13 protein-coding genes are annotated in these 15,253 nt (G+C 71.1%); 3 read left to right on the top strand and 10 right to left on the bottom strand.

What is annotated here, in order from left to right; translation table 11 throughout:
* Nucleotide 1 precedes the first annotated feature (1 nt).
* From AB0F52_RS00375 to hppD, 5 genes are all read right to left on the bottom strand, one after another.
* Nucleotides 2-892, bottom strand: coding sequence for a hypothetical protein (locus AB0F52_RS00375; protein WP_360162936.1), 891 nt, complete (start codon nt 890-892; stop codon nt 2-4).
* Nucleotides 849-4,973 (bottom strand): hypothetical protein, encoded by a 4,125-nt coding sequence (locus AB0F52_RS00370; RefSeq protein WP_360162933.1) that lies wholly within the window; start codon nt 4,971-4,973, stop codon nt 849-851. The genes AB0F52_RS00375 and AB0F52_RS00370 overlap by 44 nt, the downstream gene beginning before the upstream one ends.
* Nucleotides 4,973-5,281: a type VII secretion target gene (locus AB0F52_RS00365; RefSeq protein WP_103337020.1), complete on the bottom strand. Its 309-nt coding sequence runs from the start codon at nt 5,279-5,281 to the stop codon at nt 4,973-4,975. The genes AB0F52_RS00370 and AB0F52_RS00365 overlap by 1 nt, the downstream gene beginning before the upstream one ends.
* 10 nt (nt 5,282-5,291) lie before the next feature.
* Nucleotides 5,292-5,831, bottom strand: a complete 540-nt coding sequence (locus tag AB0F52_RS00360) for a YbaB/EbfC family nucleoid-associated protein (protein WP_285986180.1) — start codon at nt 5,829-5,831, stop codon at nt 5,292-5,294.
* A gap of 162 nt (nt 5,832-5,993) precedes the next feature.
* Nucleotides 5,994-7,193: a 4-hydroxyphenylpyruvate dioxygenase gene (gene hppD / locus AB0F52_RS00355; RefSeq protein WP_360162928.1), complete on the bottom strand. Its 1,200-nt coding sequence runs from the start codon at nt 7,191-7,193 to the stop codon at nt 5,994-5,996.
* 108 nt (nt 7,194-7,301) lie between these two features.
* On the opposite strand from hppD, the gene AB0F52_RS00350 reads away from it, so the two are divergent.
* The gene (locus AB0F52_RS00350; protein ID WP_360162925.1) at nt 7,302-7,778 is read left to right on the top strand and encodes an Lrp/AsnC family transcriptional regulator; all 477 of its coding nucleotides are present in this window, start codon (nt 7,302-7,304) and stop codon (nt 7,776-7,778) included.
* Between the two features lie 53 nt (nt 7,779-7,831).
* Here the strand turns inward: AB0F52_RS00350 and AB0F52_RS00345 are convergent, their stop codons facing one another.
* The 3 genes from AB0F52_RS00345 to AB0F52_RS00335 all read right to left on the bottom strand — a co-directional run bounded on the left by AB0F52_RS00345 (nt 7,832) and on the right by AB0F52_RS00335 (nt 9,847).
* Nucleotides 7,832-8,644 (bottom strand): MBL fold metallo-hydrolase, encoded by an 813-nt coding sequence (locus AB0F52_RS00345; protein WP_360162922.1) that lies wholly within the window; start codon nt 8,642-8,644, stop codon nt 7,832-7,834.
* Between the two features lie 48 nt (nt 8,645-8,692).
* On the bottom strand, nt 8,693-9,196 hold the full coding sequence (gene greA, locus AB0F52_RS00340) for a transcription elongation factor GreA (RefSeq protein WP_360162919.1): 504 nt from the start codon (nt 9,194-9,196) through the stop codon (nt 8,693-8,695).
* Nucleotides 9,197-9,391: 195 nt separating this feature from the next.
* Nucleotides 9,392-9,847: a DUF4307 domain-containing protein gene (locus AB0F52_RS00335; RefSeq protein WP_360162916.1), complete on the bottom strand. Its 456-nt coding sequence runs from the start codon at nt 9,845-9,847 to the stop codon at nt 9,392-9,394.
* Nucleotides 9,848-9,981: 134 nt separating this feature from the next.
* Between AB0F52_RS00335 and mca the strand changes: the two genes are divergently transcribed.
* Both mca and AB0F52_RS00325 read left to right on the top strand, forming a co-directional pair.
* The gene (gene mca / locus AB0F52_RS00330; RefSeq protein ID WP_103337027.1) at nt 9,982-10,902 is read left to right on the top strand and encodes a mycothiol conjugate amidase Mca; all 921 of its coding nucleotides are present in this window, start codon (nt 9,982-9,984) and stop codon (nt 10,900-10,902) included.
* On the top strand, nt 10,899-11,228 hold the full coding sequence (locus AB0F52_RS00325) for a hypothetical protein (protein ID WP_360162912.1): 330 nt from the start codon (nt 10,899-10,901) through the stop codon (nt 11,226-11,228). Before mca ends, AB0F52_RS00325 begins: the two co-directional genes overlap by 4 nt.
* 84 nt (nt 11,229-11,312) lie before the next feature.
* On the opposite strand, the gene AB0F52_RS00320 is transcribed toward AB0F52_RS00325, so the two are convergent.
* Nucleotides 11,313-13,805 (bottom strand): polynucleotide kinase-phosphatase, encoded by a 2,493-nt coding sequence (locus AB0F52_RS00320; protein ID WP_360162909.1) that lies wholly within the window; start codon nt 13,803-13,805, stop codon nt 11,313-11,315.
* Nucleotides 13,802-15,169 carry a 3' terminal RNA ribose 2'-O-methyltransferase Hen1 gene (locus AB0F52_RS00315; RefSeq protein WP_360164551.1) on the bottom strand — a complete coding sequence of 456 codons (1,368 nt, stop codon included), beginning with the start codon at nt 15,167-15,169 and terminating at the stop codon, nt 13,802-13,804. Before AB0F52_RS00315 ends, AB0F52_RS00320 begins: the two co-directional genes overlap by 4 nt.
* Nucleotides 15,170-15,253 lie beyond the last annotated feature (84 nt).

Raw genomic sequence — 15,253 nt, 5'->3', positions numbered from 1 at the left:
GTCAGGCCCCTTCGGCGCCTTGGCGCAGCCAGTCCGGCGTGCGCCGCTCGGAGCGGGGATAGCGCCGCAGCTCCTCGGCGTACGCCTCGGCGGGCGGCGGCTGCTGGAAGCCCGGGTCCTCGGTCGTGTTGAACTGCGCCTTGACCGAATCGGGGAACTTGACCTCGTACTTCACGCTCACCCACGTGCCCCGGCCGTCGGACAGCGAGGCGGCGCGGTGGCGGCGCAGCAGGTCGAGCACCTGCTCCGGCGGCGTCCACGGGTACACCGTCTCGGTGATCGTGTGCACGATCGCGCCGGACTCTTCGTGGTCGCCGACCGCGCGGTATTGCAGCTGCAAGTAGTCCCAGCCCGCCGGCAGCGCGAACGCCAGGTGGTCGTTGAGGTCGCGCAGCAGGTCGTTCGGTTCCTCGGCGGCCTTCCGGCCGCCGCTCTCGCCCTTGCTCTCCAGGTACCAGGCGGGCAGCCACTCGTCGTCGCGGTGGAAGACCTCGAAGTCCTCTTCGTAGATGTCGGCTTCGACCGGCGGGTCCCACAACGGGTCGAGGTCGTAGTTGTAGGTGACCTGGTACGCCCCGCCTGGTTCGACCGTCATCCGCAGGGAGAGCCAGGTCCCGCGCCCGGGCGAGTACTTCTTGTTCCGCAGCTCGTGCAGCAGCGGGCTGACGTCGGGTGGCGGTTCCACGCGCGCGGCGCTCCCGTCCGGCATGACGACCGCCAGCGAGATCTCCTCGACCGACGTGGTCAGCCGGACGGTCATGTCGATCCGCCGCCAGCCTTCCGGCGCGGCGTCCATCAGCCAGCCCGCGATCCAGCGGACCACCTGCCCCGGTTCCGCGTCCCGCAGGTCAGGTCCGGGTGGGGGGTACCACGGGGGCTGGGTTCGGGGCATTGCGGAAACTCCTGTAGTTGTAGGTGCGGGTGCCGTCGGGGTGGATTCTCTCGGACATCACGTGCAGGCGGTCGGGGGTCTCCCCGACCGACGGTGCGTCCGCGTAGACCCGGACCAGACCGTGCTGTCCGCCGCGGTTCTGGAACGTCTGGCGGTCGATCTCCATCTGCCGCCAGTTGTCCTTGTCGTTCTTCACGCTGTGGTTCTGGTAGTAGTCCTGCGGCACCATGCCGAGACGTCCTTGGAGACCACCGGTCCGCTGGTCGGCCGTGTGCCCGCCGCGGTTGACGCTGCTGCCGGGGTAGTCCTCCAGGCCGGCGTGCCCGAGGTCGCGCTGCACCCGCAGGTCCACCCGCCGCTCCGCCGGACTGGAGTAGTCGGGCCTCCACGAAACGGCCGCGTTGCCGTGCGCGTCGGAGTGGTACTGCATGTCGCCGATTTCGTACTTGACCCCGCGCACCGGCATGCCCTCGGGACGGCCCCCGTGCTGGTCGTGCCGGGTGTTCGCGTCACCCGTCTCCGGGTTGATCATGCCGCGTTCGTTGTCGTGCCAGGTCTTGATGTGCGTGAACTCCGGCGGGTTCTCCCCGTTGGTGTAGAAGGTGCCGTGCCACTGGTCGGTGCCGTCGGGCGCCCTCGAGTAGATCTCGTACCGGCTGTTGGGCCGGAGGTCCTCCGGCGGCGTGGCCCCGAAGGGACCGTCGCCGTCGTGGCTCGGGTCGTACCCGGTGATCCGGCGTTCGGTGATCGGCCGCTCCGGCGTGTCGACGGGCGGGTCGAAGTGGTCGAGGTCGAGCTCCGGCTGCCCGTGCGCGTCCGTCCGGAACTCGAAGTGGCCCTCGCCGGTGTTGACCCGGTACTGGACGTCGCCGAGCAGGTGCGAGGAATCGGGGTTGCCGACCAGCTTGTTCGGGTCCACGTCGGGGCCGACGCGGGTGTTCGGCACGTCGGCGTCGACGTGCGTGATCCGCGGTGGCTCGTCCCCGTTGGTGTAGACGCGGGTGAAACGCCCGTTTTCGCCGGTGATCTCGTACCGCGTGTTCGGTTCGAGGTGCCGCGGGTTCGCCGGGTCGAAGAACCGCTCGTTCCGCCCGAGCACCAGGTCCTGGTGGTGCTCGTACCGCGGTTCGTGCCAGCCGCCCTCGATGTCGTGCATGTCGGGGTGTTCTTTGCCCCGGCTGAGCGCGCTGTCGGCGTCGACGTCGTGCGCGTCCCCGTGGTGGGTGTCCGGCGCGAAGCCGTCGTCCCCGGCCCGGTGCACGGAGCCGTCCGGGCGGTGGGTGTTCCACTCGCCGTCCGGCGGGATCCGCGGCCGCATGCGCCCGTCGGGGCCGATCTCGTAGTCCGAGGAGAAGACGCGGCCGTGCGAGTCGGTCCACGCGGGCCTGGTGGGGGCCAGCACTTCGGTGTCGAGCTCGCGCGACAGCCGGTGCGCGAAGTCGTTCGAGCTCGCGTCGCACCCGATCAGCCGGACCGGGCGGCCGTCGTAGTCGGCGTTGCGGCGCAGGATGTCCGCGAACTCCTCCGGCGTGTACAGCCGGTCGCCGATCCGGGCGTGGCCGTCCGGCGTGACGTGCACGTCGACGGTGTAGCGCCCGTCCGGGTCGGGGTGCACGCGGTGCGGCAGGTCGCCCATCTCCGGGTCGCCCGCGTGGTACGAGCTACCCGACGGCGTGCTCTCGGCGTGCCGCGCGTTGACCTCGTCCGGGGTGAGCGGCCCGGAGTCGCCGGCGTGCAGGCCGCCGTCGGGGTCGTGGGGACCGTTCTCGTGCGGGCCCCCTTCGTGGGGACCGTGGCCGGGAGGGCCGCCGTCGGGACCGTGCGGGCCGCCGGGGCGGGCGCCTGGCGGGGCAGTGCCAGGACCGTGCGTGCCGGGCCGGGCGCCCGGCGAGGAAGCGTCAGGGCCGTGTGTGCCGGGGCCGAAGCCGCGGGCGGCCGGTGCGGGAGTGCCGGGGCCGTGCGTGCCGGGGCCGCCGGGCCGGGCGGCCGGTGCGGGAGCGTCGGGCGTGCGTGGCGCGGGGCGCCCTCCGGGCAGGTCACCGCTGGTGCGGGGCCGGGCGGGGGCGTCGACGTGCGCGCCGGGGCTGCCGGGCGTGCCCGTCCAGCCCGGGCCGCCGCCGGTGCGCGGCGACCCGCCGCCGGGACCACCGCCACCGGAAGTGCCACCGGGCCCGCCGCCGGGCGGCATACCGCCGCTCGGCATCGGCTGGCCGCCCGGCGCGGGCGTGCCGTCGCCACCTCGGGGCGACGGCACCTGGGTGCCCGGGTCACCGGTCCGAGGCGCGACGGGAGCGGTACCGCTGGCCGAGGTGCCATCGGCTCGCGGCAGCGCGGCACTGCTCGAGGTGTCGGCGCCGGAGTGCGTCCCGGGCGCATCCGACCGGGCGGCGGGCGAAGAGCCGGAGCGCGCGGGACCGCTCCCGTCGGCATGGTCCGGCGAGCCGGAGTGCGTGGGTGCCGGGCTGGTGTCGCCCCCGCGGGCCGGCGCGGGAGAAGTGTCCGCGCCACGGGCCGGGGAGGGGCCGGAGTCTCCGGTGTGCGAAGGGGTGCCGTCGCCGCCGTGGGTGGGTGCCGGGGTGGTGTCCGCGCCGCGGGCCGGGGATGGGCTGTTGTCTCCGGCGTGGGAGGGCGTGTTGTCGCTTCCGCGGGTGGGCGACGGGCTGGTGTCTCCGGTGTGGGAAGGGGTGCTGTCGCTTCCGCGGGTGGGCGAAGAACCGGAGTCTCCGGTGTGGGAAGGGGTGCTGTCGCTTCCGCGGGTCGGGGATGGGCTGGTGTCTCCGGTGTGGGATGGGGTGTCGTCGCTTCCGCGGGTGGGCGACGGGCTCGAGTCGCCGGTGTGTGAGCGCGTGCTGTCGCTTCCGCGGGTGGGCGAGGAACCGGAATCTCCGGTGTGTGAGGGGGTGTCGTCGCCTCCGCGAGTGGGCGACGGGCTCGAGTCGCCTGGGTGCGAAGAAGTCCCGTCGCCCGCGTGTGTGTCCCCGGTTCGGGACGAGTCACCCGACCGGGCGGAGGGACCGCTCTCACCGGCGCGGGCCGCCGACGGGCTGCCGTCCGGGTCGCCGCCGTGTGCCGTGCCGTCGCCATCGGCTCCGGAGGACCGTGAACCGTCTCCGTCGGCTCCACGCGACGAGGAACCGTCCGGCGAATCCGGATCCGCGTGACCGTCACCGCCGTCGGGCGAGTCGCCGTGCGCGCGGGCGTGGACTCCGCCCCCCTCGCCCTTGGGGATCTTGTGGACGAAGCCGCCTTCCTTGACCTTCAGCCCGTCCAGGCCGCTGACCTTGCCCAGCACCTTGCCGAAGACCTTGGCGATCTTCTCGAAGATGTCCACCAGCTTCGACAGCAGCGGCGAAACTTTCCGGATCGTGTCGGTCAGCTTCTTGAGCAGCTCGCCGATCTTCTTGCCCCACTTGGCAATGGCGGCCGACGCCTGCGCGACGACGACCGGGGTGCCGAAACCGAGGGAGAAGACCTCCTCCATCACCCACGCGATGAGCTTGCCGACCAGGTCGGCGATCAGCTGCCGCACCGTCTCGCGCACGAACGAGACGACCTGGCCCATGATCATCGTGACCGTGCTGATCGCGCCGGCCACCGTCGCCGCGCCGGACAGGGCTTCGCTGTGCTCGGCCGCGAACTTGCGGTACGCGTCCGCGCCCGCGCCGGTCCAGCCCGTCGTGCCGTTCTTGACCGCGTTGTCGAAGTCGGTCTTCCGCTCGCCGAGCGCCTTCGAGACGTTGCCCCAGGTGTCCGCATAGGACTGGATCACCGGCGGGTTGCCCGCGACGGAGTCCAGCATGTCCTTCAACGGCTGCACGTGTTCCATCAGGAACGACGCCACCGACGACATCAGGTACCCGAACGGGTCGATCGCCGCCCCGGCGATCTCGCCGGCCAGCGACAGCATGCCGAGGCCGCCGGAAACCCAGTCGCCGTCCTTGATCCCGTTGAACGCGTCCATCGACGACTCGGCGATGCCGATGCCGCCCGCCCAGCCGTAGTCGCCGTTGCCCGCCGTGAACGCGCCCGGCCCGTCCGGGTCCTTCTTGGCGTCGGCGACGAGCGGGTTCCCCTCCGGCATCAGGCACCGTCCACGGACTTGTTCAAGTCGTCGGCGACGCCGCCTTCGTACTTGTGGTAGGCCGCCGCGGCCTCGCGGACCTTGCCGGACACGGCCGTCATCGCCTGCACGGCGTCCTTGAGCGCGTCGATCCCGTACTGCTCCACCGGGTCGAGCAGCATCCGGAACGGCTGGCAGAGGATGCCGTACGCGTCGGTCGGCATGCTCACCTGGTTCGCCGCGTCGACGGCCTGCTGCAGCCCGTCACCGATGGCGTCGAGCTGCTTCGCGTGCGCCGTCAGGTCGGTGCTGAGTTCCACATCCGTCATCGGTTCCCCCTCAGGAAAGGATCGGTCCGCCGAAGTCGTCGTCGTCCTCGTCGCCACCCGGGCGGCGACGGCGGGGTGGCGGCGGCGGAGTGCGCGGAGCTGCGGGCGGCGGCTCCTCGGTGTCGTCCGGCAGGAACCGGCGGACGCGGTCGGGTTCCGGGAACGCCGGTTCGGCCTCGGGCGGCGGTGCGGGGAACGTGCTCTGCGCCTCGCGGACGATCTCCACCGCGGCCTGGTCGCCGGTGCCGGTGGTCTCGGTCATGGCCTGCTGCAGCAGCTCGGGGATCCGCGCCTGCGCCCGCTGCACCAGCTGCATGACCTGCGCCGACACCTCGGCCATCCGCTTGCCGGCCGCCGACTCCGCGATCACGAGGTTCTTCAGCAACCCGCGGGAATCGACGGTCACCTGCACGGACCCGTCCTTCGACCGCTCGGTGACCGACTGGCCCTGCATGCGATCGGCCAGCGCCTGGTACCGGGCGGCGTTCTCCTCGAGCCGCTTGGTCCAGTTGTCGATCATCGCGTCGCTGGCGTCGATGCTGTCCGGCATCACGGCCCCTTCTCTCGCTTCCCCACACTGACGGATCCCGGGTCCCGCCGGTTCCCGAAACACGCAGAAAGCCACCATAGGGGACCCGGAGGTCTCCTACGGTGGCCTTCGCAGTGTTATCCGTCAGAGGTTGCCGCGACTGTGCCTGATGGCGCCTCGGCGTTAAAGATTGCCTCGGCGCTCCTGCTCACGCTCGATCGCTTCGAACAGCGCCTTGAAGTTCCCCTTGCCGAAGCCGAGCGAGCCGTGCCGCTCGATCAGCTCGTAGAACACGGTCGGGCGGTCGCCGATCGGCTTCGTGAAGATCTGCAGCAGGTAGCCGTCCTCGTCGCGGTCGACCAGGATGCTGTGCTCCTTGAGCGTCTCGATCGAGACGCGGACGTTGCCGATCCGGGCCCGCAGCTCCGGGTCGTCGTAGTAGGAGTCCGGGGTGTCGAGGAACTCGACGCCGGCGGCGCGCATCGCCGTCACCGTGGCGATGATGTCGTTGGTGGCCAGCGCGATGTGCTGGCAGCCGGCGCCGCCGTAGAACTCGAGGTACTCGTCGATCTGCGACTTCTTCTTCGCCACGGCCGGCTCGTTCAGCGGGAACTTGACCCGGTGGTTGCCGTTCGAGACGACCTTGCTCATCAGCGCCGAGTACTCGGTCGCGATGTCGTCGCCGACGAACTCCGCCATGTTCACGAAGCCCATGACGCGGTGGTACCAGTCGACCCAGTAGTCCATCTTCCCGAGCTCGACGTTGCCGACGCAGTGGTCGACGGCCTGGAACAGCCGCTTCGGCGCACCTTCGGGCCGCTTGATCGTGCTCTCGCGCGGCTCGTAGCCGGGCAGGTAGACGCCCTTGTAGCGCGACCGGTCGACCAGCGAGTGGCGGGTCTCGCCGTAGGTCGCGATCGCGGCGACGCGCACGGTGCCGTGCTCGTCGGACACGTCGTGCGGCTCCTCGAGGACGGTCGCGCCCTGCGCGCGGGCGTGCTCGATGCACTTGTCGACGTCGGTGGTCTCCAGCGCCAGGTCGATGACGCCGTCACCGTGCTTGCGGTGGTGGTCCAGCAGCGGCGAGTCCGGCTTCACCCCGCCGCTGATGACGAACCGGGCCGAGCCGGACTTCAGCACGTAGGACTTGCGCTCGTAGTCGCCGGTCTCGGGTCCCGAGTACGCGACGAGCTGCATCCCGAACGCGATCTGGTAGTACCAGGCGGTCTGGGTGGCGTTGCCGGCGATGAACACCACCGCGTCCATGGCCTTGACCGGGAACGGGTCGGTCGAGGCGTCGTGGTCGACGAGCCCGACCAGCTGACGCAGCTGGTCATAGCTGACGTCGTCGAGGGCACCCTGGGGTTCGGCAGTCTGGGTCATACCCGAAGGATCAACCCAGCGAGGCAAGTTGAGCAATGGACTCGGATTTTACTGGGCAAGATGACCGGTGATCATGGGAGATCGGCCGTCATCATGGACAATCTGTGCATGCCGGAGAACCTGGATGCGCTGGATGCGCGACTGCTGCTGTTGCTCACCGACTCCCCGCGCCTGGGGGTGCTGGAGTCCGCGCGGCGGCTCGGCGTCGCCCGCGGCACGGTCCAGGCCCGCCTCGACCGTCTCACCGAGCGCGGCATCCTCGGCGGCTTCCCGCCGGAGCTCGACCTGGCGGCGATGGGCTACGGCCTGACGGCGTTCGCCGTGCTGGAGATCGCGCAGGGCCGTCGCGCCGAGGTCGCGGAGGCCCTCGCCGCGATCGACGAGGTGTGCGAGGTCCACGCGACGACCGGCCAGGGCGACCTGTTCGTCCGCATGGTCGCGCGCGGCAACGACGACCTGCAGCGGGTGATCGACAAGGTGGTCGGCGTCCCCGACGTCCTGCGCACGTCGACGTCGATCGCGCTGTCCACGCCGGTGCCGCCGCGGGTCCGCCCGCTGCTGGAACGCACGGCCCGGACGCAGTGAATGACTCATTCCTGTCGTCTGACGCCAGGAATGAGTCATTCACTGCGTTGCGGTCAGCCCTCGTTGGCCACGTGGGCCAGGTACCGCTTGGCCGAGCGCTGGACGACCTCGAAGCCGTCGGTCCGCACGACCGCGTCCCACCAGGCGCCGTAGATCGCCTCGAAGCGGTACCCCGCCAGCAGCTCCGCCGCGCGGCGGACGACGTGGGGCCGCTCCGGGATCAGGTTCGGGTAGCTGTACATGAAGCCGACGTGCGTGCGGTCGGGGATCACCTGCACGATGTCGCCGGACAGCAGCGCGCCCCGGCCGTCTTCGCCGTCCGGCCAGTGCAGCACCGTGCCGCCGGTGAAGTGCACGCCGAGGTTGATCAGCCGCAGGTCGTCGGCGACGTCGAGGGTGGTGCCCGACCACAGCCGCACCGCCGGGTCGGGCCGGCCGATCCACTGCTGGTCGCCTTCGTGCAGGTGGATCGGCACGTCGAACGCGTGCGCCCACTCCACCATCGTCGTGTAGTAGTGCGGGTGGCTGATCGCGATGCCGGTGATGCCGCCCAGGTCGCGCACCTGCTGGATCAGGGCGTCGTCCAGGTACGCCGCGCAGTCCCAGAGGAAGTTCCCCGAACCGGCCCGCACCAGCAGGGCGCGCTGGCCGATCGCGAACCCCGGGTTCGAGCCGACACCGACGATGCCGGGGCCCTGTTCCTCGATCCGCGGGGTGTAGGTGCCGCTTTCGCGGAGGGCGGACAGGTTCGTCCACTGTTGCCCGGACCGCGGGACGTACTGGCGTTCGTCCTCGCAGATCGGGCAGTCCTCACGGGCCACGGCGTACTGCATGCCGCAGGCCTGGCACATCGGTTCCGTGCTCACAGCTTTGTCCTCCCAGAATGTGAATCCCGGGAGGACACGCTAGCCGCGTTATCCGGCGTCGGTGTACGGAACCGCCTTGACGAGCGTCACCTTCTGGACCTTGCCGTTGGGCAGTTCGTATTCGCGGGACTCGCCCTCCTTGGCGCCGAGCAGCGCCTTGCCCAGCGGCGATTCCGGGGAATACACGTCGAGTTCGCCCTCGGCGCCCTCTTCGCGGGTGGCGAGCAGGAACTTCTCGTCCTCGTCGTCACCCTCGTACCGCACGGTGAGCACCTTGCCGGGGCCGGCGGTGCCGTCGTTCGCGGGCTTCTCGCCGACCTTGGCCGAGCGCAGCAGCTCCTGCAGGTGCCGGATGCGCGCTTCGGCCTGGCCCTGCTCCTCGCGAGCCGCGTGGTAACCGCCGTTTTCCTTGAGGTCACCTTCTTCACGGCTGTCGTTGATGCGCGCGGCGATGACCGGACGATTCTCGATCATTTCGTCGAGCTCGTGCTTGAGCCGGTCGTAGGCATCCTGGGTGAGCCAGGTCACCTTGGTGTCGCTCACGGTCACCATCTCCTCGTCGGGCCTGCCAGGCTTGCGTGTTCAAGCCGGCCCACGCGGGCCTAGGTGCCCGCGTGGCTGAGATAAAGGAAAAACACGGCCCGTCGCGGACCGTGCTGAGGGGTCAGAGTATCACGGCGCGAGAGGTCGACGCCCGTTATTTCCCCGCACCCTGGGCGTTGAGCGCGCGGTTCACCCCGTTGGCCGCTATGGGGTTGACAGATACCGTGGTATGGCGTACGAGCACCCGAAGACGTCGGCGGTCACCGGTTCCCCGATGCTCTTGATCGTCGTGGTGATCCGGTTGTGCTTCGCGCCGGCGGGGATCAGGAGCTCTTTGCGGCCGCTCTCGGCGCCGGTCTTGTCGCGGGCGCGGACGACGCACACGCCCGGCCTGCTGTCGTCGTCCCGGGTGACGTTGAGGGTGATTTCCATCGCGTTGCCCGGTTTCGCGCTGAACGCGACGCGCTCGGCGTCGATCGGCGCCGAGCCGAGGTTGACGTACGCGACCCAGGCGATCAGGCCGCTGACCAGCAGGGCGATGGCCAGGAAGTGCCACCGCCGCCAGCGCCGGGACGTCTGCGCGCGCCCGGTGCCGTACCGGCCTTCGGGCAGCGCGGGCGCACTGCCGCCGACGGCCGTTTCCGCCGGTCCGCCTGCCAACCCGGGCCTCCTGCTCGTTCTTGTCGTACCCGTGGGGACAATGGTGACGCGGGTACGTCTCGAGTATCCGCCCGCTGGGTGGGCGACCCGCAGGTGGGTCGCGGAATAAGGGCAGAAGGGGAGTCGTTCGGAGCATGGTGGACGCCGACGAGCTGAGGAACACCGCCAACCCGCGCCTGCGCCTGATGGCGGTGCACGCGCACCCGGACGACGAGTCCAGCAAGGGTGCCGCCACGATGGCGCGCTACGCCGCCGAAGGTCACGAGGTGCTGGTCGTCACGTGCACCGGGGGCGAAGCAGGCAGCATCCTGAACCCGGCCATGGACCGGCCCGAGGTGCTGGCGAACATGAGGGAAATCCGCCGGGAGGAGATGGCCCGGGCGGCCAAGATCCTCGGCGTGAGCCAGCACTGGCTGGGCTTCGTCGACTCCGGCCTGCCGGAGGGCGACCCGCTGCCGCCGGTGCCGGAGGGCTCGTTCGCGGTCGTGCCGCTGGAGGAGTCCACCGAGGCGCTGGTGCGCGTGATCCGGGAGTTCCGCCCGCACGTGATCACGACCTACGACGAAAACGGCGGCTACCCGCACCCCGACCACATCCGCACCCACGAGGTGTCGATGGCGGCGTGGGACGCGGCGCCGGACCCGAGCCGCTTCCCCGACGCCGGCGAGCCGTGGCAGCCGCTGAAGCTGTACTACATGCACGGCTTCTCGCGCGCCCGGATGGTGCTGTTCGACGAGGCGCTCAAGGAGGCCGGCCTGGAGTCGCCGTACACCGAGTGGCTGGCGAACTGGGACCCGAACCGGGGCGATGTGATGGAGCGGGTGACGACCCGCGTCGAGTGCAGTGAATACTTCGAGGTGCGGGACGAGGCGCTGAAGGCGCACGCCACGCAGATCGACCCGACCAGCCGCTGGTTCGCCGTGCCGCGGGAGATGCAGCGCGAGGTCTGGCCGACCGAGGAGTACGAGCTGGTGAAGTCGCTGGTCGACAGCACGTTGCCGGAGGACGACCTGTTCGCCGGCATCGCCGGCGCCGAGGAGAAGGTGAACACATGAGTCTGACGCTGCCGGCCGGCGTGGCCCTTCCGGTGACCGCGTCGGCCCTGGTCTTGACGCAGCAGCCGGGCAACGGCGACAACGGCGGGCAGGGGGAGGACTTCGGCAAGTCCTCCCCGGTCGGCTTCCTGGTGCTGATCCTGTTCCTCATCGCGGTGGCCTTCCTGGTCCGCTCGATGACCAAGCACCTCAAGCGCGTCCCGGCGAGCTTCGACGACCCGCCCGCGGAGGAAGCCTCGGCCGACGAGCCGCCGGCCGAGGCCGCGGCTCCGGCTGAGCCGGAGAAGCAGCAGCCCAACGGCGCCTCCCCGGCCAAGTCCGACTGATCCGGATGCAGTGAATGACTCATTCCTGGCGCCAGACGCCAGGAATGAGTCATTCACTGCATTTCGGCTCGGCGGCTCGGCGTCTCAGAGCCGCGGGTCCACCGGGTCCGACTCCAGCGCGAGCACCGCGAACACGCACTCGTGCACGCGCCAGAGCGGCTCACCGCGCGCGACGCGCTCCAGGGCTTCCAGGCCCAGGGCGTACTCGCGCAGCGCCAGCATGCGCTTGCGGTTCAGCCCGCGCTTGCGCAACCGCTCCAGGTTCTCCGGCAGCGTGTAGTCCGGGCCGTAGATGATCCGCAGGTACTCGCGCCCGCGCACCTTCACCCCGGGCTGGACCAGCCCGTGCGTCCCGCGGGTCAGGTTCGCCGCCGGCTTGACGACCATGCCCTCGCCGCCGGCGGCCGTCAGTTCTTCCCACCACGAGACGCCCCGGGCGACCGACGCGTCGTCCAGCAGGTCCACCTCGAGCGTCCGGGTCCGCTGGAACCGCGATCCCTGCAAAAGATCCAGCTGCGCGAGGTGCCAGGCGTGCGGCCGGTCGTGGTAGGCCTTCCCCTCGGACGCCAGCAGCTGGAACGGCGCCAGCCGGACGCCGTCCAGGCCCGACGTCGGCCAGCAATAACGCCGGTACGCCGCCCGGTAGGAGTCCACTGTGGAGGATCGCGAAGCCGTTCGTGCCAAGAGGTCGCCGACGTCGATGCCCCGCGCGACCGCCGTCGCCAGCACCGAAACCGCTTCCGGCAGCACGGCCTGGGCGGCCGCGCCCACCGACGCGTACTGATCCGCGATCAGCGAACCGGCCTTCGCGCTCCACGGCAGCAGCTCGGCGTCGAGCAGCAACCAGCCCGAGTCCAGCTGCTCGAACAGCCCGGCCGCCGCCGCGCGCACGTCGGCCAGGAGCGCCTCGTTCTGCGCGGCCGAGAAGAACGGGCGCCCGGTCCGCGTGTACACCGCCCCGCCGCCGCGGATCCCGAAGCGGCGGTACGCCACTTCGTCGTCCCGGCAGACCAGCACGACGGCTCGGGAGCCCATGTGCTTCTCTTCGCACAGCACGGCGCCGACCCCGGCCGCCCGGTACTCGGCGAACGCCTCCTCCGGGTGCTCCAGGTAATCGGAGCGCGACGACGTCGAACACGGCGCCATCGTCGGCGGCAGGTAGGCCAGCCAACGCGGGTCGACCGCGAACCGGCTCATCACCTCCAGCGCCGCCGCCGACTGCTCCGCCGAGACGCCGACCCGGCCGTGGTGCGCGGTCTGCACGATCCGCTTCCCGGTGACGTCGGTCAGCTCCAGCACCGCCGGCTCGCGCCCGGCCAGCGGCCGCGCCGCGTCCAGCGGGCGAACCGGCTCGTACCAGACCCGGTGCGCCTTCACCGAGACGACTTCGCGCTCCGGGTAGCGCAGCGCGGTCAGCTTCCCGCCGAACACGACGCCGGTGTCGAGGCACATCGTGTTGTTGACCCACTCCGGTTCCAGCGTCGGCGTGTGCCCGTACAGGACCATCGCCGACCCGCGGTAGTCACGCGCCCACGGCAGCCGCACCGGGAGGCCGTACTCGTCGGTTTCGCCGGTCGTGTCGCCGTAGAGCGCCATGCTGCGCACCCGCCCGGACGCGCGCCCGTGGTACCGCTCCGGCAGCCCGGCGTGCGCGACGACGAGCTTCCCGCCGTCGAGGACGTAGTGCGCGATCAGCCCGTCGCAGAACTCGTGGACGCGACGGCGGAACTCCTCGCTCTCCGCGCCGAGCTGCTCCAGCGACTCGGCGAGCCCGTGCGCGACGTTGACCTTCCGCCCGTGCAAGGCGCGCACCAGCTTCTGCTCGTGGTTGCCGCACACGACCAGCGCGCTGCCGGTCTCCGCCATCGCCATCACGCGGCGCAGCACGCCCGGGGTGTCCGGGCCGCGGTCGACGAGGTCGCCGACGAACACCGCCGTCCGCCCGTCCGGGTGCACGCCGTCGACGTACCCCAGCTCGGTCAGCAGTTCCTCGAGCTCGGCCGCGCAGCCGTGGACGTCGCCGATCACGTCGAACGGCCCGGTCAATGCACGCTTGTCGTTGCGCAGCGGCTCGACGACGATCTCGGCTTCGGCCACTTCGGCTTCGGAGCGCAGCACGTGCACGCGCCGGAAACCCTCGCGCTCCAGCGACTTCAGCGACCGCTGCAGCTCACCGCGCTGCCGCCGGATCACGTGGTCACCGAATTCACGGTCGGCGCGCGACGCGTTGCGGGCGGCGCAGACGGCCACCGGTAGGTCGAGCACGATCGCCGTCGGCAGCACGTCGTGCTCCTTCGCGAGCTTCACCAGGCTCGCCCGCGAAGCGCGCTGGACGTTCGTCGCGTCGATGACGGTCGTCCGGCCGGCCGCGAGCCGCTTCGCCGCGACGTAGTGCAGTGCGTCGAAGGCGTCGGCCGAGGCCGACTGGTCGTTCTCGTCGTCGGCGACGAGCCCGCGGAAGAAGTCGCTGGAGAGCACCTGGGTCGGCGCGAAGTGCGTGCGCGCGAACGTGGACTTGCCGGAGCCGGAAGCGCCGACGAGCACGACGAGCGCCATGTCGGGAACGGTCAGCTTCACGCGGCCACCTCCTTTTGGGTGGTGAAGACCGCCAGTTGGGTCGGCGGTCCCGATTCCTGGTCCTCCGGTCCGATCGGCAGGTACCGGACGTCGTAGCCGTGTCGGGTCGCGACACCGTCCGCCCAGGCGCGGAACTCGGCTCGGGTCCATTCGAACCGGTGGTCGGCGTGCCGGAAATGCCCCATCGGCAGGAACTCGAACAGCCGGTTGTACTCCGCGTTGGGCGTCGTGACGAGCACTGTGCGCGGCGCCGCGACCCCGAACACCGCGTGTTCCAGGGCCGGCAGCCGCTCCTCGTCGACGTGCTCGACGACCTCCATGAGCACAGCGGCGTCGAACCCGGCCAGCGCCGGGTCGGCGTAGGTCAGCGCGGACTGGCGGAGCGTGACGCGGGAGCCGTCCTTCAGCCGCTTCTCCGCGATGGTCAACGCACTGCTCGACACGTCGACGCCGACGATTTCGGTGAACGACCGCTCCTTTTCGAGGACGCGCAGCAGCGCGCCGGAGCCGCACCCGAGATCCAGCACGCGCCGGGCGCCCGCGGCCCGCAGTGCGGCGAGCACGCTGCCGTGGCGCTGCGACGCGAGGCTCTCCGGCTTGTCCGGCACCTCGGTGACCAGCGCTTCGGCCTCCGCCGGGACGTCGTCCGCCTCGGCCAGCCGCGAAAGCGCATACGTGACGACCGGCCGGCGCCGCTCCAGGTAGCGGTTCGCGATGAGCGTCCGTTCGGGGTGCCCGGCGAGCCAGCCCTCACCGGCGCGCAGCAGCTTGTCGGCCTCGTCCTGGCCGACCCAGTAGTGCTTGTCGCCGTCGAGGGCGGGCAGGAGGACGTAAAGGTGGCGCAGCGCGTCGGCGACCCGCTGGGTGCCGGTGAGCCGCAAGTCGACATAGCGACTGTCGCCCCACTGCGGGAACTGGGGGTCGAGCGGGATCGGCGTCGCCGAAACGCGCCAGCCGAGCGGCTCGAACAGCTTGTGCACGACCTCGGCCCCGCCCCGCGCGGACAGCGACGGCACGTGGATCGCCAGGTCGAAGGGCTCGTCGACCAGTTCCGGCCGCGCCGCGCACCGGCCCGCGAGCGCCGTCGTGAACGCGGCCCGCAGCGCGACCGCGAGGTACGAGCCCCCGGCGTACGGCCGGTCGTTGACGTACTGGGTCAGCGACGTCCCACCCCCGCGCACGAGCTCGATCGGGTCGATCTCCACGAACAGGGCCGCGGTGCAGCGGTCCGGCGCCGCTTCCGGGTAGAAGACGTGCGCGGTACCGGCGGACAGCTCGACCGACTGCGCCTTCTCCGGATGCTTGTGCAGGAGGAAGCCCAGGTCGGTGGCGGGGTTCCGGGTCGTGGTGATGGTCAGCAACACCGGCTCAGTGTGGCGGAGCGGCCGGTGACCGCGCGCCCGGACCGCCGTGCCGCTCGCCGGCCCCCTGGTGCGGTTCCGCACCGC

The organism is Amycolatopsis sp. NPDC024027, from assembly GCF_040638975.1.
GTDB lineage: Bacteria > Actinomycetota > Actinomycetes > Mycobacteriales > Pseudonocardiaceae > Amycolatopsis.
This window is presented reverse-complemented; position numbering and strand designations above follow the sequence as displayed.